This window comes from Mesorhizobium sp. P2_C7, from assembly GCF_056404515.1.
Genome location: NZ_JBFUDW010000001.1, coordinates 962,806 through 986,338 on the forward strand (window position 1 = coordinate 962,806; position 23,533 = coordinate 986,338).

Annotated in this window: 24 protein-coding genes and 1 pseudogene; 8 read left to right on the plus strand and 17 right to left on the minus strand. The window is 63.9% G+C overall.

Going from position 1 to position 23,533, the window contains the following annotated elements:
* Positions 1-174: 174 nt before the first annotated feature.
* Positions 175-681 carry a hypothetical protein gene (locus AC1D2G_RS04635; RefSeq protein ID WP_477412292.1) on the minus strand — a complete coding sequence of 169 codons (507 nt, stop codon included), beginning with the start codon at positions 679-681 and terminating at the stop codon, positions 175-177.
* Between AC1D2G_RS04635 and dapA the strand changes: the two genes are divergently transcribed.
* Complete coding sequence (gene dapA, locus AC1D2G_RS04640; protein WP_477412294.1) at positions 680-1,633, plus strand: 4-hydroxy-tetrahydrodipicolinate synthase; 954 nt, start codon at positions 680-682, stop codon at positions 1,631-1,633. The genes AC1D2G_RS04635 and dapA overlap by 2 nt on opposite strands.
* On the opposite strand, the gene AC1D2G_RS04645 is transcribed toward dapA, so the two are convergent.
* From AC1D2G_RS04645 to bcoG, 8 genes are all read right to left on the minus strand, one after another.
* A complete protein-coding gene (locus AC1D2G_RS04645) occupies positions 1,592-1,912 on the minus strand; it encodes a hypothetical protein (protein ID WP_477392900.1) in 321 nt (106 codons plus the stop codon). The genes dapA and AC1D2G_RS04645 overlap by 42 nt on opposite strands.
* Before the next feature lie 131 nt (positions 1,913-2,043).
* The gene (locus AC1D2G_RS04650) at positions 2,044-2,982 is read right to left on the minus strand and encodes an alpha/beta hydrolase (RefSeq protein ID WP_477412296.1); all 939 of its coding nucleotides are present in this window, start codon (positions 2,980-2,982) and stop codon (positions 2,044-2,046) included.
* Between the two features lie 223 nt (positions 2,983-3,205).
* Positions 3,206-3,988 (minus strand): carnitinyl-CoA dehydratase, encoded by a 783-nt coding sequence (locus tag AC1D2G_RS04655; RefSeq protein ID WP_095083117.1) that lies wholly within the window; start codon positions 3,986-3,988, stop codon positions 3,206-3,208.
* On the minus strand, positions 3,981-6,059 hold the full coding sequence (locus AC1D2G_RS04660) for an acetate--CoA ligase family protein (RefSeq protein WP_477412298.1): 2,079 nt from the start codon (positions 6,057-6,059) through the stop codon (positions 3,981-3,983). The genes AC1D2G_RS04655 and AC1D2G_RS04660 overlap by 8 nt, the downstream gene beginning before the upstream one ends.
* A gap of 84 nt (positions 6,060-6,143) precedes the next feature.
* Positions 6,144-7,307, minus strand: a complete 1,164-nt coding sequence (locus AC1D2G_RS04665) for an acyl-CoA dehydrogenase family protein (protein WP_457151090.1) — start codon at positions 7,305-7,307, stop codon at positions 6,144-6,146.
* 4 nt (positions 7,308-7,311) lie between these two features.
* The gene (locus AC1D2G_RS04670) at positions 7,312-8,394 is read right to left on the minus strand and encodes a carnitine 3-dehydrogenase (RefSeq protein ID WP_477412300.1); all 1,083 of its coding nucleotides are present in this window, start codon (positions 8,392-8,394) and stop codon (positions 7,312-7,314) included.
* Entirely contained in the window at positions 8,391-9,020 is a 630-nt protein-coding gene (locus AC1D2G_RS04675; RefSeq protein ID WP_477392888.1) for an HD domain-containing protein, read from the minus strand. Before AC1D2G_RS04675 ends, AC1D2G_RS04670 begins: the two co-directional genes overlap by 4 nt.
* A 21-nt stretch (positions 9,021-9,041) precedes the next feature.
* Positions 9,042-9,959 (minus strand): 3-dehydrocarnitine:acetyl-CoA trimethylamine transferase BcoG, encoded by a 918-nt coding sequence (bcoG, locus tag AC1D2G_RS04680; protein WP_095084316.1) that lies wholly within the window; start codon positions 9,957-9,959, stop codon positions 9,042-9,044.
* Positions 9,960-10,094: 135 nt separating this feature from the next.
* Between bcoG and AC1D2G_RS04685 the strand changes: the two genes are divergently transcribed.
* Positions 10,095-11,078: a GlxA family transcriptional regulator gene (locus AC1D2G_RS04685; protein ID WP_477412302.1), complete on the plus strand. Its 984-nt coding sequence runs from the start codon at positions 10,095-10,097 to the stop codon at positions 11,076-11,078.
* On the opposite strand, the gene AC1D2G_RS04690 is transcribed toward AC1D2G_RS04685, so the two are convergent.
* Genes AC1D2G_RS04690 through AC1D2G_RS04700 form a run of 3 tightly spaced genes read right to left on the minus strand, consistent with a single transcriptional unit; the run spans position 11,056 to position 12,545 of the window.
* Positions 11,056-11,820 carry a TIGR01458 family HAD-type hydrolase gene (locus AC1D2G_RS04690; protein WP_477412304.1) on the minus strand — a complete coding sequence of 255 codons (765 nt, stop codon included), beginning with the start codon at positions 11,818-11,820 and terminating at the stop codon, positions 11,056-11,058. The genes AC1D2G_RS04685 and AC1D2G_RS04690 overlap by 23 nt on opposite strands.
* A 60-nt stretch (positions 11,821-11,880) precedes the next feature.
* Positions 11,881-12,084, minus strand: coding sequence for a hypothetical protein (locus AC1D2G_RS04695; RefSeq protein WP_095083103.1), 204 nt, complete (start codon positions 12,082-12,084; stop codon positions 11,881-11,883).
* Entirely contained in the window at positions 12,015-12,545 is a 531-nt protein-coding gene (locus AC1D2G_RS04700) for a GNAT family N-acetyltransferase (protein ID WP_477412451.1), read from the minus strand. Before AC1D2G_RS04700 ends, AC1D2G_RS04695 begins: the two co-directional genes overlap by 70 nt.
* On the opposite strand from AC1D2G_RS04700, the gene AC1D2G_RS04705 reads away from it, so the two are divergent.
* Complete coding sequence (locus AC1D2G_RS04705) at positions 12,435-12,671, plus strand: hypothetical protein (RefSeq protein WP_477412457.1); 237 nt, start codon at positions 12,435-12,437, stop codon at positions 12,669-12,671. The genes AC1D2G_RS04700 and AC1D2G_RS04705 overlap by 111 nt on opposite strands.
* 211 nt (positions 12,672-12,882) lie before the next feature.
* On the opposite strand, the gene xylA is transcribed toward AC1D2G_RS04705, so the two are convergent.
* Positions 12,883-14,208, minus strand: a complete 1,326-nt coding sequence (gene xylA, locus AC1D2G_RS04710) for a xylose isomerase (RefSeq protein WP_477412306.1) — start codon at positions 14,206-14,208, stop codon at positions 12,883-12,885.
* Between the two features lie 113 nt (positions 14,209-14,321).
* Here xylA and AC1D2G_RS04715 point away from each other — a divergent pair, with 113 nt between their 5' ends.
* Positions 14,322-14,684 carry a nuclear transport factor 2 family protein gene (locus AC1D2G_RS04715; protein WP_477412308.1) on the plus strand — a complete coding sequence of 121 codons (363 nt, stop codon included), beginning with the start codon at positions 14,322-14,324 and terminating at the stop codon, positions 14,682-14,684.
* 38 nt (positions 14,685-14,722) lie between these two features.
* Here the strand turns inward: AC1D2G_RS04715 and xylB are convergent, their stop codons facing one another.
* The 4 genes from xylB to AC1D2G_RS04735 form a co-directional block, all read right to left on the minus strand.
* Complete coding sequence (gene xylB, locus AC1D2G_RS04720; protein ID WP_477412310.1) at positions 14,723-16,177, minus strand: xylulokinase; 1,455 nt, start codon at positions 16,175-16,177, stop codon at positions 14,723-14,725.
* Positions 16,178-16,258: 81 nt separating this feature from the next.
* Positions 16,259-17,581 (minus strand): tetratricopeptide repeat protein, encoded by a 1,323-nt coding sequence (locus tag AC1D2G_RS04725; RefSeq protein WP_477412312.1) that lies wholly within the window; start codon positions 17,579-17,581, stop codon positions 16,259-16,261.
* A 149-nt stretch (positions 17,582-17,730) separates the two neighbouring features.
* Positions 17,731-18,354: a LysE family translocator gene (locus AC1D2G_RS04730; RefSeq protein WP_457151079.1), complete on the minus strand. Its 624-nt coding sequence runs from the start codon at positions 18,352-18,354 to the stop codon at positions 17,731-17,733.
* Between the two features lie 95 nt (positions 18,355-18,449).
* Entirely contained in the window at positions 18,450-18,572 is a 123-nt protein-coding gene (locus tag AC1D2G_RS04735; RefSeq protein ID WP_477412314.1) for a hypothetical protein, read from the minus strand.
* 240 nt (positions 18,573-18,812) lie between these two features.
* Between AC1D2G_RS04735 and AC1D2G_RS04740 the strand changes: the two genes are divergently transcribed.
* The 4 genes and pseudogenes from AC1D2G_RS04740 (at position 18,813) to AC1D2G_RS04755 (ending at position 23,479) form a co-directional block, all read left to right on the plus strand.
* Positions 18,813-19,577: a L,D-transpeptidase gene (locus AC1D2G_RS04740; protein WP_477412316.1), complete on the plus strand. Its 765-nt coding sequence runs from the start codon at positions 18,813-18,815 to the stop codon at positions 19,575-19,577.
* Between the two features lie 181 nt (positions 19,578-19,758).
* A pseudogene (locus AC1D2G_RS04745) lies at positions 19,759-20,926 on the plus strand (diphosphate--fructose-6-phosphate 1-phosphotransferase).
* Positions 20,927-20,978: 52 nt separating this feature from the next.
* Complete coding sequence (locus tag AC1D2G_RS04750) at positions 20,979-21,698, plus strand: MBL fold metallo-hydrolase (protein ID WP_477412318.1); 720 nt, start codon at positions 20,979-20,981, stop codon at positions 21,696-21,698.
* Positions 21,699-21,955: 257 nt separating this feature from the next.
* Entirely contained in the window at positions 21,956-23,479 is a 1,524-nt protein-coding gene (locus AC1D2G_RS04755) for a DegQ family serine endoprotease (protein WP_477225131.1), read from the plus strand.
* The last annotated feature ends 54 nt before the right edge of the window (positions 23,480-23,533 follow it).

Here is a 23,533-nt window from a genome sequence, read left to right on the forward strand (position 1 = left end):
GAAGATTATCATGCAACGTTCTCATATCCCCCCTGACGGAAACGCCCTTCACCGCTTCGTGGTTGGGCGCGACGGCGAAGGCCACTGGATCGCGCGCGACGAAGAAGGCATGACCGGCGGTGTTTTCGCCGACAGGACCTCGGCTGTTCGTTTCGCCACGATGGAAAGCGGTCATCAGGCCGGGGCGATACGCTTCGCCCCGGCAAGCGTGTGCCTTTCCCTGTTCAACTGATCCTGTTTCCGGCTGCTTTCACCTTCCGAAACGGTCTGACCATGGACACGTCCAACACTGCCGATCTGGCCGGATTGTTCGATCGTCTCCCGCATGTTGGCAGGCTGCTCGAGCACCAGCTGTGGGAGGCCGCACGCGGCCTGTCGCTCGACAAATCGTCTAGGCAAGGCCGGCGGTTTGCCGGCCTGGTCGAGGCCGGCGCCACGCTCGACGCCGTCCTCCTGCTCGTCGCCCTGTCGAAACCGGAGCGCTCGGTTTCGTCGCTCAACACGACCGGCGAGCGATGGGTTTGCACCATTCAAACCCCGCCTGCAGGGACGCAGGGCAACGCCTGCATAGCCGAAGCGGATCACACCGATCTGGCTGTAGCGGTGCTCTCGGCTTTGCTTCTTTCGCACCTCGAACGGGCGGCGTCCCCAAACAATCACCAAGGAGAATTTGATTCCCATGACACCCGAACAATCACGAACGCGCCTGACCGGAGCGATGACCGCGTTGGTAACGCCATTCACCGACGGCGAGGTCGACCTGAAGCAACTGACCACGCTGCTGCGCTGGCAGATCGAACAAGGGATCAACGGGCTGGTGCCGTGCGGCACCACCGGTGAGTCCCCGACCTTATCGTGGGAGGAGCGCCTCGACATCATCGCGCTCTGCGTGAAAATTGCCGCGGGCAGGGTGCCAATCATCGCCGGCACAGGGACGAACAGCACCGAGACGACGATTGCCCTCTCGACAGCCGCCGAGGCTTTCGGGGCCGACGCTGCCCTCATCGTCACGCCCTACTACAACAGGCCGAGCCAGGAGGGGATTTTCCGCCACTTCGAAGCCATCGCCGGCAAGGTCAAGATACCGATTATCGTCTACAACGTCCCGGCCCGTACCGGTGTCGACCTGTCGCAGGAGACGGTCGAACGCCTGGCGCAGATTCCAACCATCGTCGGCATCAAGGACGCTACTGGCGATGTGAACCGCCTGTCCTCGCTGCCCGCCGTGCTGAGGCGTCGTTTCATCTGCCTGTCCGGCCACGACGCCACGTCTTTCGGCTTCAACTCGATGGGCGGGCGTGGCACGATCTCCGTGGTCTCCAACGTCGCCCCGCGACTGTGCGTCGAGATGCATGATGCCTGCCGGCAAGACGACCACCACACCGCTCGGGCCATCCATCATCGCTTGCGGCCACTCATCGCGGCGCTCGAGCTGGAGAGCAATCCGGTGCCGGTCAAATACGCCCTGCATCTGGCGCTGGGGCTGAGCCCGGACGTCCGCTTGCCAATGACCCCTGTCCGTCTTGAAACCGCGACGGCAATTCGAGAGGCGATGGTGACTTTGAACGAGGGTGGACCCAGCGCAATGCAATCAGGACGGATTGCGGTCGCGCCTGCTCAGCAGCGGTTTTGACGGAGCGGCCTTGCCGTCGGCGGCATAAACCAGGCCCGGTTGGACGATCCATTCGCCAGTCCGCAGCGCTTCGACATCGAAACGCCCATCGGCGTCGCGCGTTGCAACGCCGACATAGCGATATCGGGATCCGCTCGCATCGATGACCGTATCGGCGATCGGATGGCCGGCGAGCCGGCCGATGATCGCGCCCTGTTCTCTGAGGTTTGCCAGGACGAAATATTCCGTAGGCACCCTGCGGCTGACCCTGGAGGTCAGCCAGACTGAATGTGTTCTCATGGTCCTTGAAGCCAGTCTGTCGTTCCGGCCGCCGTCGAGCGGCGGCCCGGAAGTACTTAATCGCTCGCCGCATAGGAATTCGAGAGCAGGTTTTGGCCTGAATTATATACGCCGCATATGGATGACGGCGCTCAGGGGACCCATTCGCCCGTTCCCAAAGCGGCTACCGCATCGACGATCCGCGTAAAGCTGGCGCGGGCGCGGCCGACCGTGTGCCGGGCTCGCAGATAGCCATGCACCAGCCCAGGTTCCTCGAACCAATATGCCCGTCCGCCGGCGGCGGCGACGCGTGCGCGATAGGCTTCGCCGTCTGATGACAGCGGGTCGCACTCGGCAGTGATCAGCACTGTCGGCGGCAGATTGGCGAAGTCGCCATCGGCGAGCGGCGACAGCGTGATGTCACCGGTCCTATCCACGCCGCCGGTGCGGATGTTCTTGTAGAACTCGAGATCGCGCACGGTCAGCATCGGCGCCTCGGCATGCGTCACATAAGAGCCGCGCGAGCGGTCGCCGCCGAGCCCGGGATAGATCAGCACCTGGCCGATCGGCTTGCGCTGATGGCCGCGTGTCGCATGGCTGACGGCAGCGGCAAGATTGCCGCCGGCGCTGTCGCCGCAAAGCACAATGGGATGCTCGCGATTGGCGGTGGCCCATTCGAAGGCGCTCATCACGTCGTCGAAGGCCGCCGGATGCAGGTGTTCCGGCGCCAGCCGGTAGTCGACCGAGACGACCTCATAGCCGGTACGGGCGCAGAGTTCGGCGCAGACATCGTCATGGCTGTCCAGCCCGCCGAGGATGAAGCCGCCGCCATGGAAATACAGAACCGTCGCCGCCGGTTGCGGCGCGCTTCGGTAGACGCGGATCGGGATGTCGTGCGTGGGCGCGGCAATGGCGGAGGTTTCGACTGCAACCCCCTCGGGGTAGCCGGCAAAGAATTCGCGGCACATCCGGTCATAGATTAAGCGCTGCTGCGCGATCGTGTAGTCGATCGTATCAGGCGGATAATAGGAATTGGTCCGCTCGATGAAGGCCCAGGTCTCGGCGTCGATGAGGGTTTTGTAGTCGGTCATGGGCGCTGGAAGGGCTGCCAAGGTTGAGCCTGGGCACCCCCCTCTGGCCTGCCGGCCATCTCCCCCTCAAGGGGGGAGATTAGCAGCTTCGGCCCAGTTGCCGTTCCTGAAATGGTGAAGATTGGCGAACGCCGCTGCGACAGCCGATCTCCCCCCTTGAGGGGGAGATGCCCGGCAGGGCAGAGGGGGGTGTGACAGAACGCCATCGTTCCAGGGATGCTCACTACTTCCCCTTCCACACCGGCTCGCGTTTCTCGGCGAAAGCGCGAAAACCTTCCATATTGTCCTCGGAGCCATAGAGGGCATCGACGGTCGGCAACTGGCGGCGCGTTACCTTGTTCATCGCGTCCTGGAAGGTGAGCGCCTCGGCCACCCGCGCTGTCTCCTTGATCGCGGCAAACACCAGCGGCGGGCCGCCGGCGAGCAACCGGGCGATCTCCCAGACACGGTCCTCGAGCTTCTCCTTCGGCAGCACTTCGTTGACCAGACCCCAGCGATGCGCCTCCGCGACATCCATCCACCGGCCGGTGAGCAAAAGGTCCATGGCCACGTGATAGGGGATGCGCTTCGGCAGCTTGATCGTCGCGGCATCGGCCAGCGTGCCGGCGCGGATCTCGGGCAGCGCGAAGGAGGAATGATCGGAGGCGTAGATCAGATCGCACGACAGCGCCAGCTCGAAGCCGCCCCCGACCGCCATGCCGTTGACGCAAGCGATGACGGGCTTGTTGAGGTCGCGCAGCTCCTGCAGGCCGGCAAAGCCGCCGACGCCATAGTCGCCGTCGACCGCATCGCCGCCGGCAGCCGCTTTCAGATCCCAGCCGGCGCAGAAGAACTTGTCGCCGGCGGTCTTGACGATGGCAACGCGCAGATCAGGATCGTCGCGGAATGCCTTGAACGTCTCGCCCATCAGCCGAGAGGTCTTGAGGTCGATGGCGTTGGCCTTGGGCCGGTCGAGCGTGACCTCGAGGATGGTGCCCTCGCGGCGGGTCGAAATGACGTCAGACATTCTTCTTGTCTCCCAGCACCAGCAGCGCGTCGGCGATCCAGGCGCCCTTGCCCTCTGTGCAGACGATCAGCGGGTTGATGTCGAGTTCCTCGATCTCGCCGGCATTCTCCTGCACAAAGGCTGCAATGCCCGAGATAGCCTCGATGGCCGCGGCGACATCGGCTTTCGGCCGGCCACGATAGCCTTCGAGCAGCGGGAACAGTTTGAGGCCGCGCAACGCTGCCTCGATGTCGTCGCGGGTTGCCGGCAGCATCAGCGTGACGCTGTCGCGCAACAACTCGACCAACACGCCGCCGGTGCCCAGCGTCATCACCGCGCCGAACATTGGATCACGGGTGAAGCCGACGATCAGTTCTGCGACACCGTCGCGCACCATGCGCTCGACATAGAGACCGGTGCCGAGCGGCAGCAGGTCATGCGCTGCCGTGCTGACGGATTCGGCGTCCTTGAGGTTGAGCCTGACAGCACCGACCTCGGATTTGTGGGTGACGCCCAGCGCCTTCAGCGCCACCGGAAAGCCGAGCGCCATCGAGGAGATCACCGCCTCGACGGCATTGGCGGCGCGTTCGCCCTTGGGCACTGGCAGGCCGGCCTTGATCAGCCGCGATTTCGCCTCGGCCTCGTCGGGCGTGATGTGGTCGCCACCGGGCGCACCGGAGGCGGACGTGTCGATCGGCTGCGCCTGCGGTTCGCGCCATGCCCAGCCGATGAAGGCTGCCGCCTGGGCGGCGTCCATGGCCTCGGAAATGCCGAACAACGGCACCATGCCCCGCGCCATCAGTCCGGCCGTGTATTCTTCCGGCAGGTTCTCGGGCAGCGAGGAGACGATGGCGCCTTGTGCCTTGTTGGTCTTCAGCGCTGATTCGAAGGCGCGCAATGTCGCCCACCAGTCGGTGTCCGAGCAGCGGTCGGGGCGCGGAAAGTCCAGCACCAGCATGTTGAGGTCGAAACCGCCCGACACCATGGCGGTGAAGGTGGCGGTCATCGCCGGTTCGTTGTTCCAGATGAAGGTGTGGTAATCGAGCGGGTTGGCCACCGCCACCAGCGGCCCGAGCGTCGATTTGACGTGCGCGCGGTGCGAACCGGTCAGGTCAGGGAAATTGACCCAGCGTCCTTCGGCACTGTCGGCCATGACGGAGGCCTCGCCGCCCGAGCAGCTCATCGACGACAGACGATAGCCGGGAAGCGGACCAGTGACGTGCAGCAGCTTCAGCGCCTCGATGAAGGCGGGGATGGAATCGACGCGGGCAATGCCGAGGCGCTTCAGGAAGGCTCCCGAGGCCGCGTCCGAGCCGGCCAGCGAGGCGGTGTGCGAGACTGTCGCCTGCCGCGCCTGTTCGGAACGTCCGACTTTCATCGCGATGATCGGCTTCTTCAGCTCGCGCGCCCGGGCCGCCAGCCGTTCGAAACCGGCTACCGAATCGAAGGCCTCGATATGCAGTCCGAGCGACGTGACCCGCTCGTCCTCGATCAGGCCAAGCGCCATTTCGGACAGACCGGTCTGCGCCTGGTTGCCGGCGGTCATGAGGAAGGCGATCGGCAGGCCGCGCTTCTGCATCGTCATGTTGATGGCGATGTTGGACGATTGGGTGATGATGGCGACGCCCTTGCCGCCCTCGGCCAGCCTGATGCCGCCATGCTGGTCGGGCCACAGCAGTGCGCCATCGGCATAGTTGATCAGGCCATAGCAGTTCGGCCCGATGATTGGCATCTGGCCCGCCGCGGCGACCAGCTCGGCCTGCAGCCGCTCGCCGTCGTCGTCATAGGCCTCGGTTTCGAGGAAGCCTGCGGCAAAGCAGACGGCGCCGCCGGCGCCGCGTTCGGCCAGCGCCTTGACCACCTCGATGGTCAGATGGCGGTTGACGCCGACAAAGGCGGCGTCAGGTGCGCCGGGCAGATCGGCCACCGAACGATAGGCCTTGCGGCCGGCCACCTCGTCCTTGGTCGGGTGTACCGGCCAGATCCCGCCGGCAAAGCCCATCTTGATCGATTGCGCGACGACGGCGGCAGCCTGCGCACCGCCGAAGACGGCGATCGACTTCGGCCGCAGGAGACGTTCGAGTTTATGCATGATGGTTTTCTCGTTGGAGCATGATCTCGGGACAAACGAGATCGTTCGTCCGAGAAAACCGGATACCACTTTTCGCGATCATGCTCAGGCTCCAAACGGGCGCAGCAGCGCCCGTGAAATGATGTGGCGCTGGATCTCGGACGTGCCTTCCCAGATACGCTCGACGCGCGCGTCGCGCCAGATACGCTCCAGCGGCAGGTCGTCCATCAGCCCCATGCCGCCATGGATCTGGATTGCTTCGTCGGCGACGAAAGCAAGCATTTCGGTGGCCTTCAGTTTGGCCATGGCCATGTCCTGATCGGTGACGGTGCCCTGATCGTACTTCCAGCCGGCTTCGAACACCATCAGGTCAGCGGCCTTCAGTTCCGTCGCCATGTCGGCAAGCTTGAACGACACGCCCTGGAACTTGCCGATCTGCTGGCCGAACTGCTGGCGCTGGGCGGCATATTCGACAGCATGGCCCAGCGCCCGCTCGGCGCGGCCGAGACAAGTGGCGCCGACCTGCAGCCGGGTGGCGCCGAGCCAGGAATTGGCGACGTCAAATCCCTTGTGGACCTCGCCGAGCACTTGGCTGGCGGGAAGCCGGCAATCATCGAATTCGAGGATGGCGTTGGTGTAGCCGCGATGCGAGACGTTGCGATAGCCGTCGCGCACGGCAAAGCCCTTGGTGCCCTTGTCGACGAAAAAGGCGGTGATCTTCTTGCGCTTGCCGCGCGGTGAATCCTCTTCGCCCGAGGCCATGAAGACGATGGCGAAATCAGCGAGATCGGCATGGCTGATGAAGTGCTTGGTGCCGTTCAGCACCCAGTCGTCGCCATCCTGCACCGCGGTCGCCTTCATGCCGCGCAGATCGGAACCGGCGCCCGGCTCGGTCATCGCCAGGCAGTCCCATTTCTCGCCACGGATGCAAGGGAACAGATATTTTTCGCGCTGCTCCGGCGTACCGGCCAAAAGGATGTTGGAAGGCCGCGCCACGCAGGTCCAATGCAGGGCATAGTTGGCGCGGCCGAGCTCCTTTTCATAAAGCAGCCAAGTCACCGTATCGAGCCCGGCGCCACCGACGTCCGCCGGCATGTTGGCGGCGTACAGGCCGGCTTCGATCGCCTTGACCTTGATCTCCTCGATGAGTTCGCGGCGCAGCACGCCGGTGCGCTCGACCTCGCGCTCATGCGGATAAAGCTCGTTCTCGACGAAGGCACGCGTCGTCTCGACGATGAGTTTCTGTTCCTCCGACAGCCCGAAATCCATGGGGTTAGCCCTTCTTCTTGCCGGTCTTTTTCTTCGGCTTGCTTGCTTTGGCCTTCTCTGCCGCCTTGGAGGCGGTCGGCTTCTTCGCCGCCAGCTTGGCCAACTGCTTGGTATAGTCCTTGTGCAAGGCGCCGGCGCCCCAGCCCTTGCCTTTGTTTTGCTTCGACAGCGCGTCCATGATCGCGACCAGATTGTCGTCGCGGATCTTTTCCAGCTCGCGGATCGACAGCCCATGCGCCTGGTCGTCCGATTGCGTTGCGATCAGGTCGACGAGCTCATCGTTGAACTCTGGCACGTCCATCAGCTTGGTCCACGGCCATTTCAGGCACGGGCCGAACTGCGCCATGAAGTGGCGCATGCCGGCCTCGCCGCCGGCGACGCGATAGACCTGGAACATGCCCATCTGCGCCCAGCGCAGGCCGAAGCCATAGCGCATGATGTCGTCGAGTTCCTCGACCGTGCAGATGCCGTCCTTGATCAGCCACAGCGCCTCGCGCCATGCCGCTTCGAGCAGGCGGTCACCGACGAAAGCCTCGATCTCCTTGCGAATGACGACAGACTTCATGCCGATCGAGGCGTAGATCTCCTTGGCGACTTCGATTGCTTCGGGAAAGGTCTGCTCGCCGCCGACGATCTCGACCAGCGGCAGCAGATAGACCGGGTTGAACGGATGGCCGACGACCAGCCGCTCAGGGTGCTTCTTCATCGCCACCTGCATGTCGGTCGGCTTGATGCCGGAGGTCGAGGAGCCGACAATGGCGTTGGCCGGCGCATGGGCATCGATCTCGGCCAGCACGCGGTGCTTGAGGTCGAGCCGTTCCGGCACGCTTTCCTGGATGAAATCTGCGTCGGCGACCGCCTCGGCGATGGTCTTGGCAAAGGTCAGTCTGCCCTCTTTCGGCAGGCCGCCGGGCACCATCTGCTTGTAGGCACGGCGCGCACCCGTCATCACTTCGCTGACCTTGCGCGACGCCTCCGGATCGGGATCGAAGATCGAAACGTCAATGCCGTTGAGCAGCAGGCGCGCCACCCAGCCGGCGCCGATGACACCGCCGCCGATGGCGGCCGCCTTGTTGATGATGCTCATGCTGGGGCTCCGGTTCTCTTGGTGGCAGTTTCGGGATCGAGGAGGGGCACGCGCTCGCCGGCGCGGATCACGGAAGCGTCGTAGGCCTTGCGGGCAAAGACGTCGAGCACGAACGGTCGGAAGAATTCGATTGGCAGCGTGTCATAGTCGGGGTCGAAACTCGACTGGTCCCAGCGTTCGCAAAACGCATCGCAATCGTCGAAATAGGCGTGGCCGGCAAAGCGGTCGCGGGCGTGGCGGTCGCCGCCGAGATGATGGGCATAGTAGAGCCGCTGGAAGTCGCCATGCTTCTCCACCACCCAGGTGCATTGCTCGCGCACGAAGGGTTTCAGGATCGAAGCGGCGTATTCATCGTGATTGTAGGGCGCGTAGATGTCGCCGATGTCGTGCAGAAGCGCGCAGGCGATCCAGTCGGTGTCGGCGCCATCGCGCCAGGCGCGCGTCGCCGCCTGCAGCGAATGGCCGAGTCGGGTGATCTTGTACCCCGACAGGCCTTCATCGAGCTGGACCAGCGCGTCGAGCAGCCGCTCGCCGGTCTTCGCCGCATAGTCGATCTCATGCGCGGTCAGGAACTCGTAGTCCTGCCTGTCGCCGTCCTTCATCGCCGTGAACTTGACGGTAGTCATGCCGACCTCCCAGCGATTGAGTTATGCCGCTATCGGCGCCCGCTTGGTCAGGTTCAGCTTCTTGCGCACTTCTTCGGGCCCGAGAATCCTGGCGCCCAGATTGGTGACGATGCTGGCGGCACGCTCTACTAGCTGTGCATTGGTTGCCAGCACGCCCTTGTCGAGCCAGAGATTGTCTTCCAGCCCGACGCGGACATTGCCGCCGGCAAGCACTGCTGCAGCTGCATAGGCCATCTGGTTGCGGCCGATGGCAAAGGCCGACCAGTTCCAGGTCGACGGCACATTGTTGACCATGGCCATGAAGGTGTTGAGATCGTCAGGCGCACCCCACGGCACGCCCATGCAGAGCTGCACCAGGGCATCCGGGTTCAGCACCTTTTCCTCGACCAGCTGCTTGGCGAACCACAGATGACCGGTGTCGAAGGCCTCGATCTCCGGCTTGACGCCGAGCGCCGTCATCATGCCTCCCATGGCGCGCAGCATGCCGGGCGTGTTGGTCATGACATAGTCGGCCTCTGCGAAATTCATGGTGCCGCAGTCGAGCGTGCAGATTTCCGGCAGGCACTGGCGTACATGTTCCATGCGGTTGGTGGCACCGCCCATGTCGGTGCCTTTTTCATTCAACGGCAGCGGTGCTTCGGGCGAGCCGAACACCATGTCGCCGCCCATGCCGGCGGTCAGGTTCAGGATGACGTCGACGTTTGCCGCGCGGATGCGCTCGGTCACTTCGCGGTAGAGATGCACGTCGCGACGAGGTTTGCCTGTTTCGGGGTCGCGCACATGACAATGCACGATCGCGGCACCCGCCTTGGCCGCGTCGATGGCCGAATCGGCGATCTGCTTGGGCGAGCGCGGCACATGCGGGCTGCGGTCCTGCGAGCCACCGGACCCGGTCACGGCACAGGTAATGAAGACCTCACGGTTCATCGCGAGCGGCATCGAATTCTCCTCCCAATCGAAACAACCATGCATGCCGCCCAAAAGTGGCAACCGGTTTTGGGACACCGACATGCATAAGAACCAACCAACATTGCCTGACTTGCCGGAAACTGTTTTGCCTTTTACGAAGGGCATATGATAAAAAGCGAAAAACCTGACATCTTTCGCGCGGAGCGCCTGCCGCTCAAGGTGACGCTGCTGGTGTTTTCCGGCTCGTCGATCATGTGCGTCGCGTCGGCAGTCGATCCCTTGCGCGCCGCCAACCGCATCTCCGGCGAGACCCTCTTCGATTTCAAGCTGGTCTCGGTCACCGGCGAGGCTCCAGTCACCACGTGCGGCCTGCCGGTGGCGGTCAGTGGCCGCTTCGACGCGGCCGATCCAACCGACGTGCTTGTCGTCGTCGCCGGCTTCGGCACACAGAACTACGCAACGTCGGCTCTGTTATCAGGCCTGCGCCGGGCGGCACGGACGGCGCGTGCCTGCGGCGGCGTCGAGGCCGGTACCTGGCTGGTAGCGCGCGCCGGCCTGCTGGAAGGGCGCAGCGCCACCACCCACTGGGAGGATATGGAGGATTTTTCGTCGGCCTTTCCCGGCGTCGATGTCCGCCCGGACCGCTATGTCATCGACGGACCGGTCTTCACCTCAGGCGGCGCGTCGCCGACCTTCGACCTGATGCTGCATCTCATTCGCACGCGCCTTGGCATGGCGGTGGCGCTCGATGTCGCCAGCGTCTTCATCTACGACCAGGCACGCGCCGCCACCGATGCCCAGCCGTTGGTCTCGCTCGGCCGGCTCGATGGCTACGATCCACGGCTGGCGCAAGCCATCCGATTGATGGAATCGCATGTCGACCAGCCGCTGACCATAGAAGCGGTGGCCAAGCGCGCCGGCGTGACGGCGCGGACACTGGAAAGCATCTTTCGCAAGTCGATCGGCGAGACGCCGGGTGCCTACTATCTCAGGCTTCGGCTGGGGGCGGCGCGCCGGCTGGTGGTCGACACCCGAGTGGCTATGGCCGATATTGCCGGGCGGACCGGATTTTCGTCCGCCGCTGCGTTTTCCAGAGCGTTTTCGAGAGCTTTCGGCGAGGCGCCAGTCAGAGTACGGCGCGGTTGGTGAGTATCCAGTCGGTCGCGGCGGCGAGGTCATCTACCACCGCCGTGGGCGCCGGATTGAAACGTGTTTCGTCGTTTGGGCGATACTTGCCTGTCCGCACAAGCAGCGCCGCACCAAGCCCGGCGCGCAGCGCGCCGGCGACATCGCTCTCGGCATCGTCGCCGACCATGACCGCATCGGCGGCCGGGCAGTTCATATTGGCAAGCGCCGAAAGAAAGAAGTCCGGTGACGGCTTGCCGAGCACGACAGGGCTTCGGCCACTGGCGAATTCGAGGGCGGCAACGAAGGCGCCGGTGTCGAGGCTAAGCAGACCGTCCGCATCCTTGAAGGTGCGATTGGTGGCGAGCGCCACAAAATCGGCGCCGGCCACCAGCTCGCGGAACGCCCGGTTGAGCCTGGCATGATCGAAGGCTTCGCCTGCATCTCCGACGATGACGGCCCGCCCATTTGCGCCGTCCAGTCCGGAAAACTCAGGCTCCAGGTTGGGATGGACGAGCAAATGCGGTGTGAGGCCGCGCCCGCGCAGCCATTCGACGGCGGCACGCGCCGGCGTCAGCAATTCCTCTTCTCCAACCTCGACGCCGAGGGTGGTAAGTTGCGCGATGATTGCCTTGTGTGGTGAGCGAGTTGTGTTGCTGACAAAGCGGAGCGGCAAGCCCGCATTGCGCAGGCGATCGATTGCCGAGACAGCGCCCGCTATCGGGGTGTCGCCATTGTAGACGACACCCAAAACGTCCAGAAGCACCGCGCGTACCATAGGCGAAGGATGACGAAACAGGCTCCGTTCGTCAAACCACACGGACCTTCAAGCGACATCGCGGCTTTCGTGGACAATGCGCGAGCGCATGCTCTTGGCCAGCACTGTTTCAAGTCGCGCAGCAACCGCGCGATCCCATTCGTTTGTGCGCTGCGTGCCGTCTTTCGGATGCGGCATTGCCATCAGCCGGTCGATGATCGATCCGGCCTCGCCAGGTGAGAGCAGGGCGTCGATTTCACGTTCGTTCTGCATATCGGTTCGCCTCCTTCTTCCTTCCCGCCACGAGCCAGTCTTATACGAGATACGTGACGGCAGTTTGAAGGCAAGAGCGAGGTCATTGAAGGGCGGTAGAGGGCAGAACCGTGTCGTCGGAGCCAGCCTTGCGCAAAGTCGTTCCCGCGTCTGGCCAGGCCAGGTCGGAGACGTCTACAGCCGCTTCTCGAACAGCACGGTGGTGAAGCCGCTGTCCCATTCGTCGTCGGGGTAGCGATCTTTCTCGACATAGCCAACCGCTTTGTAGAGCGTCTGGCTGCGCAGATTGAACGTGTGTCGGTTTCCAGCCGCGCCTGCGCAAATCCGGCGGCAGCGATCGCCTGTTCGGCATGGGAAAGCAGCTTGCGGCCGACGCCTTGCCCTTGGCGCGACGCCATGACGTGCAGGGGTTCGATAAAGTCCGCACGCCAATGGATCAGGCCTGCGGCGTCGCCATCGATCTCAGCAACGGCAAATTCCGGCCAGCTCTGGTCGACGTAGCGCCCGCCAGTATCCAATTCGACGTAGCGCTGCGCCGATTTCTGGGTGATGTTCGGCAGCCAGGTGCCTTGGAATGTCTCCTGTAGCACCTGCTTCAACGCCGGGATGTCGGTTGCCTGCGCCCGGCGCACGATGATTCGATCCTCTGCCATCTGCTCCTCCTGCCAGCCGCCGCGTCGCCTTTTCGGCGGCGCGGCACCTTGAACTCGCACAGGCCAACAAAGATCCGTGACTAGCAGAAGGCGACCACGGCTGCTTTCAGCCAGAGGTGGTGGATGTCCGTCCAGAGATCAGGCTTCACACGTACCGGTTGACGATGTTTTCCAGCAGTTCCTGGCGGCCGGACCTTGGCTGCGGCTCGATCTTCTTCTTGACGACGCGCTCGGCGATCTCTTCCAGCGTGCGCTTGCCGGCAAGCATCGCCTTGCCCTCGGCCGTGTTCCAGCCGGCGTAGCGTTCTGCCAGAGGTGCGGACAGCGCCTTGTCCTCGACCATGCGAGCCGCGGCTTTCAGGCCGCGCGCGCACGAATCCATGCCGCCGATGTGGCCGATCAGCAGATCCTGGGGGTCGAGCGACTGGCGCCGCAGCTTGGCGTCGAAATTGGTGCCACCAGTCTTGAAGCCGCCGGCCTGTAGGACCTGGTAATAGGCCAATGCCATTTCCGGCACGTTGTTGGGGAACTGGTCGGTGTCCCAGCCCGACTGGTAGTCGTTGCGGTTCATGTCGATCGAACCGAAAATACCGAGCGCATTGGCCAGCGCCAGCTCGTGCTCGAAGGAATGGCCGGCCAGGATGGCGTGGCCCTGCTCGATGTTGACCTTGACCTCCTTCTCCAGCCCGAAGCGCTTGAGGAAGCCATAGACCGTCGCGACATCATAGTCGTACTGGTGCTTGGTCGGCTCCTGCGGCTTCGGCTCGATCAGGATCGTGCCCTTGAAGCCTATCTTGTGCTTGTAGTCGACGACCAGGCTGAGGAAGCGGCCGGCCTGTTCCTGCTCGCGGGCGAGGTCGGTGTTGAGCAGTGTCTCATAGCCCTCGCGGCCACCCCACAGCACGTAATTCTCGCCTTTCAGCCGCTTGGTGACGTCGATGCAGCTTTTCACCGTCGCCGCCGCATAGGCAAACACATCCGGATCGGGATTGGTGGCGGCGCCCGACATGAAGCGGCGATTGGAGAACAGGTTCGCCGTGCCCCACAAGAGCTTGACACCGGTCTGCTTCATCTTGGTGGCGAAATAGTCCGCGATCTCGTCGAGGCGTGCTGCACTTTCGGAAAAGTCCTTGCCCTCCGGCCGCACATCGGCGTCGTGGAAGCAGAAATAGGGCGCGCCGAGCAGCGAGAACATTTCGAAGGCGACATCGGCCTTGAGCTTCGCCAGTTCCATCGTGTCGACGCCGCCCGCTTTCGGGAACCACGGACGATCGAAGGTCTGGCCACCGAACGGGTCGCCGCCCGGCCAGGCGAAGGAATGCCAGTAGGCGACGGCGAAACGCAGATGGTCTTCCAGCCGCTTGCCGGCCACCACCTCGTCGGGATTGTAGAACCGGTAGGCCAGCGGATTGGTCGAATCCGGCCCCTCATACTTGATCTGTTTGATGTCGCCGAAAAATCCGCTGCTCATGATCTTTGTCCTCTCTCGAATAGTTCGCCCTGGTTACCTCAGGCGTAATTGGTTTCGTTCTTCCGCTGGTCGAAAAGGCTCACGTCAAAACCGTCAAACGAAGGAGACAGACCATGACCGACCTCATCAAGATCGCCGAAGGCTACATCAGCGCCTGGAACGAGAGCGACGCGGACCGCAGGGCCGAATTGCTCAAGGCGGCCTTCACCGAAGACGTCAGCTATCGCGATCCGCTGATGCAGGGCGACGGCCATGCAGGCGTCCAGGCGCTGATCGACGGCGTGCAGCAGCGCTTTGCCGGCTTCCGGTTCTCGCTGAAGGGCACGCCGGACGGTTTTGCCGACACCATCCGCTTCTCGTGGAACCTCGGCCCGGAAGGCACTCCCTCCATCATCGAAGGCACTGACATCGGCGTCATCGAGAACGGCCGCCTGAAGAACGTCACCGGCTTTCTCGACAAGGTGCCGGCGCAATAACGCCGCCCTGGCAGACCGCGGCGTGGGCGAGAACGCAGTCACGCCGTGGCCACCTTGATCGCCGGATACAGCGCCCGGTAGCGCTGATAGGCATCGGCATAGACGCTGCCGAGTGCCGCATCCGGTTCGATGGTGGCATCCGTCCTGGGTGCCGTGCAGATGCTGAGTGGATCGGCACCCGTCGCCGCGAGCAGGCCAAGCCGCGCCGCGCCGAAGGCGGCGCCGAAATCGCCATCGGCGGGAATATCGACGGGCAGGCCAAGCGCGGTGGCGATCGCTTTCAGCCAGTAGCGCGACCGCGAACCGCCGCCGATCGCCGTCACCCGCGTCAAGGTCGTGCCCGCGGTGGCGAGGGCTTCGAGACTGTCGCGGAAGGCAAAGGCGACGCCTTCGAGCACGGCCTGCGTCAGCACCACGCGGCTCGATTCATGCGCCAATCCGGTGAACGCGCCACGGATGGCGGCATCATTGTAGGGCGTGCGCTCGCCCGACAGATACGGCAGGAAGGACGCGCCGCTCGGCGCCTTCAGCGTATCGCCGAGCTCGGCGGTCAGTTCGCCCGCGCCTTTGCCGGTGATCTCCGCCAGCCAATTCAGCGAATCGGTCGCCGACAGGATGACGCCCATCTGATGCCAGGTGTTCGGAAGCGCATGGCAGAACGTGTGGACCGCGCTTGCCGGGTTGGGCAGATAGGAAGCATTGGCGGCAAACAGCACACCCGATGTGCCGAGCGAGACAAAGGCGTGGCCTGCACCGACCGTGCCCATGCCGCATGCCGAAGCCGCATTGTCGCCAGCGCCGCCGGCGATCGGGATGCCGGCCTGCATGCCCCATTTCGAGGCCAGTTCGCTGCGCAGGGCTCCAGCCTTCTCAGTGCCCTCGACCAGCGACGGCATCTGCTTCTCGTCGAGCGAGGTCGCTGCGAGTAAATCGGCACTCCAGTGCCGCTTGCCGACATCGAGCCAGGAGGTGCCGGCCGAATCCGACATTTCCGAAATGTGTTCGCCTGAAAGCCAGAGCCGAAGGAAATCCTTGGGCAGCAGCACTTTTGCGACCTTGGCGAAGACCGCGGGCTCGTTGTTCTTCACCCAGGCAAGTTTCGGCGCGGTGAAGCCTGGAAAGACGATGTTGCCGGTCAGCTGGCGAAAGCGCGGGTCGGCGTCCAGCGCCGCCGCCTCGGCATGGCTGCGCGTGTCGTTCCACAGGATGCAGGGCCGCAGCACCTCGTCGGCGGAATCGAGCAAGGTCGCGCCATGCATGTGTCCCGACAGGCCGATGCCCTTCACCGCGGCGAGCTGGCTTGGGTGGGAAGCCTTCAGTTCGGCAATTGCTTCTTCGCAAGCGCGTATCCAGTGACACGGATCCTGTTCCGACCAGCCCGGATGCGGCCGCGACACGTCGAGCGATGCGTGACCGGAGCCGATGACAGTCTGCCCGGCATCGATCAGCAGCGCCTTGACGCCCGATGTCCCGAGATCGAGGCCGAGATACATGATTTCCTCCCATGCCATTAATTTTTTCGGATCTCGAAAAAATCTGGCTTGGCCAGTTTTTAAGACAAGATCCGCTTCGGGTCAATTCTCTGACAAATCGGCGGCGCGCCGCGAAAGCAGCACTGACAGCGGACTGTCCGGCCGCGCCATCGAACGCTCGGCCGTGAGCGCCCTGGCGAGCGCGCCGTCGCCGGCCCGCAATGCCGCTTCGATCAGCGTCAGGTCGATGACGTCGCGCTGTGCGTGGCTGCCGCCGAAGCGGTTGGCGATCGCCCGGATCGGCCGTATCAGCTGCACGGTCTCGGTGTAGTTGGCCTCGCCGAATGCCTTGATTGCCAGCGTCAGCGGATGGCCGACATCCCGCGTGAAGGCGGCGTTGTCGCCGCTGCCATGCATCGCCTCGCGCTGCGCCTCGAGCAAGGTCCGCGCTGGGGTGCCGAGCCCGGCGCCAACGAAGGCCATCATCGCATGCGCATCGTTGAAGGCATAATCGCCGGCGCCGACCTTGGGCCAATTGGCGGCGAGCGCCGTCCAGCGGTCACCGACATCGATGCCGCCGAGATGCAGCCGCCACAGGATCGCCGACGCATCGACCATGTTCAGCGCCATGGCCGATGGCGTGCCATAGATCGGTCCATCATAGAGCGCCAGCACCTGGTCGGTCTCACCGAGATCGTAGTGGAACAGCGCCAGGTGCCACCAATTGTGCACCTGCAGGAAGCTCTCCCTTGTCCAGGCCTCGGGATTGGCGCGCATCCAGGCGATGCCGTCCCTTTGCCGGCTTTGCATTTCCATGACATGCGCGACCGCATGCTGCGCCCAGCCGTCGCGCGGCTCGATCTCGACCGCCGCGCGGCCAAGCTTTTCGGCCCTGGTGTAGTCGCCCATTTCCTCCAGCCCGAAGGCTTGCATGCCGAGAATGCCATGATAACCGGGCATATCGCTCCGCCAGGACGGCAAAGCGCGGGCGATGCGATCACGCAACATGCGCGCATTGCCTGTGAAGAAGTCGATCTGGTGCCCGACCTGCAGCGCCAGCGCGTCGAGCGGGGTCTCGATGGCGATATCCTCGAGAATCCTGGCGGCGTCATGCCAGCGCCCGTTGGCGAGGTGGCCTAGGGCCAAGACATGCGCCTCTTCGCGCGTCGTCGCGGCAAGCGGCAGCGCCGCCTCGTGGCAAGCCCTGGCTACCGCCGTCGCCTCGCGCTCGGTGGCGAGGCCGAAGAGATAGCCTTTGAAGACATGCGCCATGACGAAACCGGGATCCGCCGATATGGCACGGTCGATGGAGGCGACGGGATCGCCGATGAAGCACAGCAGTTCACGCACGGCCTGGCTGTAGGGCGTGAACCCCGCCTCCGTTGCGCCCGAAAGTGTTAGATCCAATGCGTCCCTGATGGCCATGCAATGTCCTTTGATCGGCTTGCGATGAGCCTCGATCCTTCGGCCCAAGGCGATCCTAAAGCATGGGCCACAGACTCGCCAACCGGTACATTTTCCAAGGCAATCTCGGCTTCAGCGTCAAACGGTGAAGCCGAAATTCTCCATTGTCCCTAATTGCCCGAACGCATCGCCACCGTGGCGATGCCGGCGCCGACCAGCAGCGTGCCGCCGGTGCGGTTGAAGATGCGGATCGCCTTGGGATTGCGCACGACGTTACGTGCGCGCGCCGCGATCAGCGCATAGCCGAAAGCATTGGCGAAGGCGAGCGCCAGGAAGGTCGTCTCGAAGATCAGCATCTGCGTCCAGAAATCGGCATGCCGGTCGAGGAACTGCGGCAGGAAGGCGACGAAGAAGGTGATGCTTTTCGGGTTGAGCGCGGTGACCAGCCAGGCATGCGCCATCATCTTGGCCGAGGACACCACGTCGGTGCGCGGTTCGGCTTTCAGCGCGCCGCCGGCGCGAAACAGTTTCACGCCGAGATAGATCAGATAGCCGGCGCCGATCAGCTTCAGGACGGTGAAGACGGTCGCCGAAGCGGCCAGCAGCGCGCCGATGCCCAGCATCGACAGCGTCATGGCGGTGAAGTCGCCGAGCGCCACGCCGACCGCCATAGGCAAGGCGGTACGCCAGCCTTGGCCCAGCGCGTAGGACACGACCAGAAGGATGGTCGGACCTGGAATGATGAGAAGGATCGTCGATGCGGCAGTGAAGGCGGCCCAGTTTTCGAAGGACATGCTCGTCTCCTTTGAGCGTAAAGAAGAGGATAAATCCTTGGCAGCGGGAGAATGTAAAGGGCGATTTCCCTAATTTCGCCAACGGCAGGTCGGTGTCAGTTCGCGCCGCTCAGCGTGTTCACGATATCGGCCAGGCTGACATCGGCACCGAGAACGATTGCTGCTGCGGCAATGGCCGCGGCAAAAAGCTTGATGTCGGTTCTTAAGGTCTTGCACATGGGTCCCCCTCGGTAGCCGCCTGCAGGGGTAGGAAGCGCCGGCGCCGGGAATATGACCTGACGGAGACCTTTTTGTGCAGCAGCCCTTCGGTCGACGGTCGGGCGGCAGCTCGAACGCCAGAAAGGCAATGCGCAAACGCAGGCAGCGCAAGGCCTTCACGCTTTATCAACCATGAATGATGAAAATGCGTTTCATCCGGCCGGACCGTGCTTCCCGCCGACAGCGTAGGGTTTGGGTATATGCGTGAGTTGCCGCAAGGTCTGACGCCGCCGCGAAACGGCGACGCAATCGAAACCGATCATCATCTTTCCCGTCGCACCATCCTGTCCGGCGCAGGGGCATTGGCTCTGCTCAGCGCTGCCGGCTGCTCGACCTCGGGCGGCGGTCTGCCGGTGCTGGATCTCGACGATACGGTCACCGGCTCAGTGCCGATCCGGCCGAGCATCAGCGTTGACAAGCACATCACCAGCCCCGACCTGATGTATGCGGGGCTGACCGATGGCGGTTTCAACGTGCCGGAAGTGCCCTATCTGAAGGTCAAGCCGGAATTCCGCCGCCAGATCGTCGTCGACACGACCGGCGAGGCGCCCGGCACCATCGTCGTCCATCTGCAGGAGCGCATGCTCTATCTCGTCCAGCCGGGCGGTGAAGCCATCCGCTACGGAGTCGGCATTGGCAAGGACGGCTTCCGCTGGTCCGGCCGCGCCAACATCCAGTACGGCAGGGAATGGCCGACCTGGACGCCGCCGCCCGAAATGATTGCCCGCAAGCCGGAGCTGGTGAAATGGCAGTCCGGCCAGCCCGGCGGCCTCACCAACCCGCTTGGCGCCCGGGCGCTCTATATCTATCAGGATGGCAAGGACACAGGCTATCGCATCCACGGTTCGCCCGAATGGTGGAGCATCGGCCAGGCGATGTCGTCGGGCTGCGTGCGCCTGATCAACCAGGACATCATCGACCTCTACAGCCGCGTCTCCAAGAAAAACCCGGTCGTCGTCATGTGACTCTGCCGGCCGCCGGTGCGGCCGCTTCTCTTTCTGTTCGAGCATGATCTCTGGCGAAAGCCGGTTCCCACCCTCGGGCCGGGGGCATGCTTTTCGGGATCATGCTCTGGTTCTCCCGTTGCGCGATGGCGAAAGACAGGCGAATGTGCCTGCGAATTTCATCGCTCGGGAGACGTCAGGAATGGCCGGAACTTTCGTTATCGCGCAGGGCGGCGGCCCGACCGCCGTCATCAACCAGACAGTGGTCGGGGCGACGTTGGAGATCCGCAAGCGGCATCCCGGCGCCAAGGTGCTCGGCTCCATTCACGGCGTGCGCGGCATTCGTGACGGCAACTATGTTGACCTCTCCGCCATCCCGGAAGACCGGCTGCGGCTGATCGCCGGCACGCCAAGTGCGGCCCTTGGCTCGACTCGCGACAAGCCGGACGCCGCCTATTGCGAGGTTATCCTGAACGGGCTGAAGAAGGCCGGCGCCGACGCCTTCATCTACATCGGCGGCAATGACACGTCCGGCACGCAGCAGATCCTGACCGACGCCGCCGGCGGCACGATCGCTTTCGTCCATGCACCGAAAACCATCGACAATGATCTCGAGGAGAACGATCACACGCCGGGCTTCATCTCGGCGGCCGAGTTCGTCGCTGGCGCCTTCCTGTCCGTCGACCTCGATTTCCGCGCTCTGCCCGGCATCTATGTCGGCATCGTCATGGGCCGTCACGCCGGCTTCCTCACGGCCGCTGCCGCGGCCTGGCAACTCGACCCCGACAGCGGCCCACACCTCGTCTACGTGCCGGAGCGCCCATTCTCCGCGGCCGGCTTCATCGACGACGTGCGCGCCACGCTCGACCGCCACAAGCGCTGTATCGTCGCCGTGTCGGAAGGGTGTCAGCACCGCCGATGGCAAGGCGCTGGTCGAAAGCCTGGTGCCGCCGGAGAAGCTCGAGCGCGACGCGCACGGCAACGTCAAGCTGTCGGGCAGCGACCTGCCGGCCGCACTTGAGCGCGCGCTGGCCGAAGGCCTGCCCGGCAAGCGGGCCCGCGTCGATGCACTCGGCTACATGCCGCGCGGCTATATCGGCGCCATCAGCGCTGTCGACGCGCAGGAGGCGTTTGATGCCGGCGCTTTTGCGGTCAGCGTCGCTGAACAGGGTGGCGGCTCGGTGGCGCTGCAATATGACGGCGCCAAAACGGTGCTGAAGAAGGTGCCGTTGAAGAACGTCGCCGGCAAGACCCGCCATATGCCCGACGATTTCATGAAGCCCGATGTCAATCAGCTGTCCGAGGCCGGCATGGCCTATCTCAAGCGGCTGGTGCCGGAAAAATACAAGGTCGGGAAGCCGTTCGTCTGATGCCGGCTTGTACGTGATGCCGGGCTCACACGTGATGCCGGGCTCACACTTGATGCCGGGCTGGTTTAGCAAGAGCATCGTCGACGAGAAGACGTCGATGCTGACCGAGCCGTTCGTGCACGAATACGTGCGCGCCAACATCTGGCATCTGCGCGGCCGCGATGTCGACCTTCTGGTCGACACCGGCATGGGCATCTGTCCGCTGGCGCCGGAGATCGAGTTGTCCGACGGCAAGCCGCTGCTCGTCGTCGCAACCCATATCCATCTCGACCATGTCGGATCGCTGCACGAGTTCCCGTTGCGGGCCGGGCCAAGGATGAGTGCCGCGCAGTTCGAGACCATGGATGACGCCGCGACCTATGCCTACATGCTCCACGACCTTGAAGGTGCCGTCTCGAAACTGCCCGCGCCGGGCTGGAAGGCAGCCGATTACAGGATCCCCTCAGCGCCATTGACGCGAACCCTTGACGAGGGCGACGTGATCGATCTCGGCGACCGTCAGTTTCGCGTGCTGCACCTGCCCGGACATTCGCCGGATTCGATCGCGCTGCTCGACGAGGCCGATGGCCTGTTCTTCAGCGGCGACGCCATCTACGACGACACGTTGATCGACGACCTGCCGGACTCCGATCGAACAGCCTATCGCCGCACGATGCAGCGCCTGCTCGACGTCCCGATCCGCATCGGCCATGGCGGCCACGGGCCGAGCTTCGACGGCAAGCGCATGCACGACATCGCCACAGCATATCTCGGGCGAACCGACGCGATCTGATCCCTCTGCGGGGCTGGGAAGACCGTCTTGCCGCCACCCCACGACATTGTGACCGGCCGCCGTCTGGAAATTAAATCTTCGTAAGGTCGCCTGAAAACCCTAAATCGGGCCAATCGGCACCCTAGATGCAGGGCTGTCGATCCGGTCGGCTGCCATGCAAGGCGAGACGGGCAATCGCGACCCTCGACACGCGGGATGGCCAGTTTCCAAGAGAGGCGGCCACAGCGCAGGATCAACTCTCGCCCGGACAAACGACCATGTCAGATATCATTCGCAGACATCGCGTCGCGGCCTCGCTGGGCGCTGCGCTGATAATATCTCCCTTTGTCATCTCTTTCGCTCAAAGTGCGAGCAACGCCGTTCCGACAACCCAGACACCTGTCGCCGGCATCGCTGCACCCAACGGCTCGTTCGCTCCCATCGTGGCCGCCGACAAGCCCGCGGTGGTGACAGTTACCACCGTCATGAAGGCGCAGCCGGAAAGCACGGACGACGGCATGCCTCTCGGCAACTCGCCGTTCGACGAGTATTTCCGTCAGTTCTTCGGCGACCAGGGCATGCCCGCTCCACAGGCCCCGCCGCAGCAGGCTCCGCGTGCCGAGGCGCTCGGTTCAGGCTTCATCGTCGCTGCCGATGGCACCATCGTCACCAACAATCACGTCGTCGATGGCGCCTCTTCCATCAAGGTAACGCTCGACGACGGCACCGAGCTTCCCGCCAAGCTCGTCGGCCGCGATGCCAAGAACGATCTCGCCGTGCTCAAGATCAAATCCGACAAGCCCTTGCCGACCGTCAAATGGGGCGATTCCGACAGGCTGATGACCGGCGACCAAGTGCTGGCAATCGGCAATCCGTTCGGCATCGGCACCACAGTCACGGCGGGCATTGTGTCAGCACGCGGCCGCGATCTGCACAGCGGGCCGTTCGACGACTTCATTCAGATCGACGCGCCGATCAATCATGGCAATTCCGGCGGTCCGCTGGTCGATGTCAGCGGCAATGTCGTCGGCATCAACACGGCGATCTATTCGCCCAATGGCGGCAGTGTCGGCGTCGGCTTCGCCATCCCGTCCGACCAGGCCCAGAAGGTGGTCGCCAAGCTGATGAAGGATGGCTCCATCCAGTATGGCTACCTCGGTGTCGAGATACAGCCGGTGACGCCGGATGTGGCCAGCGCCATCGGGCTCGACCATCCTGGCGGCGCGCTGGTTTCGCAGGTCAATGAAGGCTCGCCGGCTGCGAAGGCCGGCGTCGAGACCGGCGACGTCATCACCAGCTTTGCCGGACAGGATGTGAAGGATCCCAAGGACCTGTCGCGGGCCGTCGCCGATGTCGCGCCGGGCGCCAGGGAGACGCTGGATATCTGGCGCAAGGGCAAGGCCATGGATATTTCCGTCGACGTCGGGCTCAACGGCGACGATGTTAAGACCGCATCCGTGACCGACGGGTCCGGCGCGCCGAGTACCGAGCAGGGCTCGCGCGTCCCGGCAATCGGGCTTGGCCTGATGGACATCACCCCTGATGTCCGCCAGGAGTTGAACCTGGCGGCCAATCAGCATGGCGCCCTGGTCGCAAGCGTCAATCCCGACAAACCGGCCTCGGCCTCGGGCATCCAGCCCGGCGACATCATCGTTGCCGTCAATCAGGCGCCGGTGAAAACCGCCAGGCAAGTGACGCAGGCGATCGCCCAAGCCGGCAAGTCCGGCCGCAAATCGGTGCTTCTGCTGGTCGAGCGCGAGGGCAGCCAGATCTATGTCGCGGTGCCGTTTGCCAATGGCTGACGCCGGGGCGCTGACGTGAAGGCAGCGATCGGCGGGCGCGGCGACGCCGGCCCG

Excerpts from the sequence above, each read along its gene's own strand:
- dapA (WP_477412294.1), top strand. The coding sequence starts at position 680 with ATGACACCCGAACAATCACGAACGCGCCTGACCGGAGCGATGACCGCG.
- AC1D2G_RS04635 (WP_477412292.1), bottom strand. The coding sequence starts at position 681 with ATGGGAATCAAATTCTCCTTGGTGATTGTTTGGGGACGCCGCCCGTTC.
- AC1D2G_RS04645 (WP_477392900.1), bottom strand. The coding sequence starts at position 1,912 with ATGAGAACACATTCAGTCTGGCTGACCTCCAGGGTCAGCCGCAGGGTG.
- AC1D2G_RS04650 (WP_477412296.1), bottom strand. The coding sequence starts at position 2,982 with ATGACCGACTACAAAACCCTCATCGACGCCGAGACCTGGGCCTTCATC.
- AC1D2G_RS04655 (WP_095083117.1), bottom strand. The coding sequence starts at position 3,988 with ATGTCTGACGTCATTTCGACCCGCCGCGAGGGCACCATCCTCGAGGTC.
- AC1D2G_RS04660 (WP_477412298.1), bottom strand. The coding sequence starts at position 6,059 with ATGCATAAACTCGAACGTCTCCTGCGGCCGAAGTCGATCGCCGTCTTC.
- AC1D2G_RS04665 (WP_457151090.1), bottom strand. The coding sequence starts at position 7,307 with ATGGATTTCGGGCTGTCGGAGGAACAGAAACTCATCGTCGAGACGACG.
- AC1D2G_RS04670 (WP_477412300.1), bottom strand. The coding sequence starts at position 8,394 with ATGAGCATCATCAACAAGGCGGCCGCCATCGGCGGCGGTGTCATCGGC.
- AC1D2G_RS04675 (WP_477392888.1), bottom strand. The coding sequence starts at position 9,020 with ATGACTACCGTCAAGTTCACGGCGATGAAGGACGGCGACAGGCAGGAC.
- bcoG (WP_095084316.1), bottom strand. The coding sequence starts at position 9,959 with ATGCCGCTCGCGATGAACCGTGAGGTCTTCATTACCTGTGCCGTGACC.
- AC1D2G_RS04685 (WP_477412302.1), top strand. The coding sequence starts at position 10,095 with ATGATAAAAAGCGAAAAACCTGACATCTTTCGCGCGGAGCGCCTGCCG.
- AC1D2G_RS04695 (WP_095083103.1), bottom strand. The coding sequence starts at position 12,084 with ATGCAGAACGAACGTGAAATCGACGCCCTGCTCTCACCTGGCGAGGCC.
- AC1D2G_RS04705 (WP_477412457.1), top strand. The coding sequence starts at position 12,435 with ATGGGAAAGCAGCTTGCGGCCGACGCCTTGCCCTTGGCGCGACGCCAT.
- xylA (WP_477412306.1), bottom strand. The coding sequence starts at position 14,208 with ATGAGCAGCGGATTTTTCGGCGACATCAAACAGATCAAGTATGAGGGG.
- AC1D2G_RS04715 (WP_477412308.1), top strand. The coding sequence starts at position 14,322 with ATGACCGACCTCATCAAGATCGCCGAAGGCTACATCAGCGCCTGGAAC.
- xylB (WP_477412310.1), bottom strand. The coding sequence starts at position 16,177 with ATGTATCTCGGCCTCGATCTCGGGACATCGGGCGTCAAGGCGCTGCTG.
- AC1D2G_RS04725 (WP_477412312.1), bottom strand. The coding sequence starts at position 17,581 with ATGGCCATCAGGGACGCATTGGATCTAACACTTTCGGGCGCAACGGAG.
- AC1D2G_RS04730 (WP_457151079.1), bottom strand. The coding sequence starts at position 18,354 with ATGTCCTTCGAAAACTGGGCCGCCTTCACTGCCGCATCGACGATCCTT.
- AC1D2G_RS04735 (WP_477412314.1), bottom strand. The coding sequence starts at position 18,572 with ATGTGCAAGACCTTAAGAACCGACATCAAGCTTTTTGCCGCGGCCATT.
- AC1D2G_RS04740 (WP_477412316.1), top strand. The coding sequence starts at position 18,813 with ATGCGTGAGTTGCCGCAAGGTCTGACGCCGCCGCGAAACGGCGACGCA.
- AC1D2G_RS04750 (WP_477412318.1), top strand. The coding sequence starts at position 20,979 with ATGCCGGGCTGGTTTAGCAAGAGCATCGTCGACGAGAAGACGTCGATG.
- AC1D2G_RS04755 (WP_477225131.1), top strand. The coding sequence starts at position 21,956 with ATGTCAGATATCATTCGCAGACATCGCGTCGCGGCCTCGCTGGGCGCT.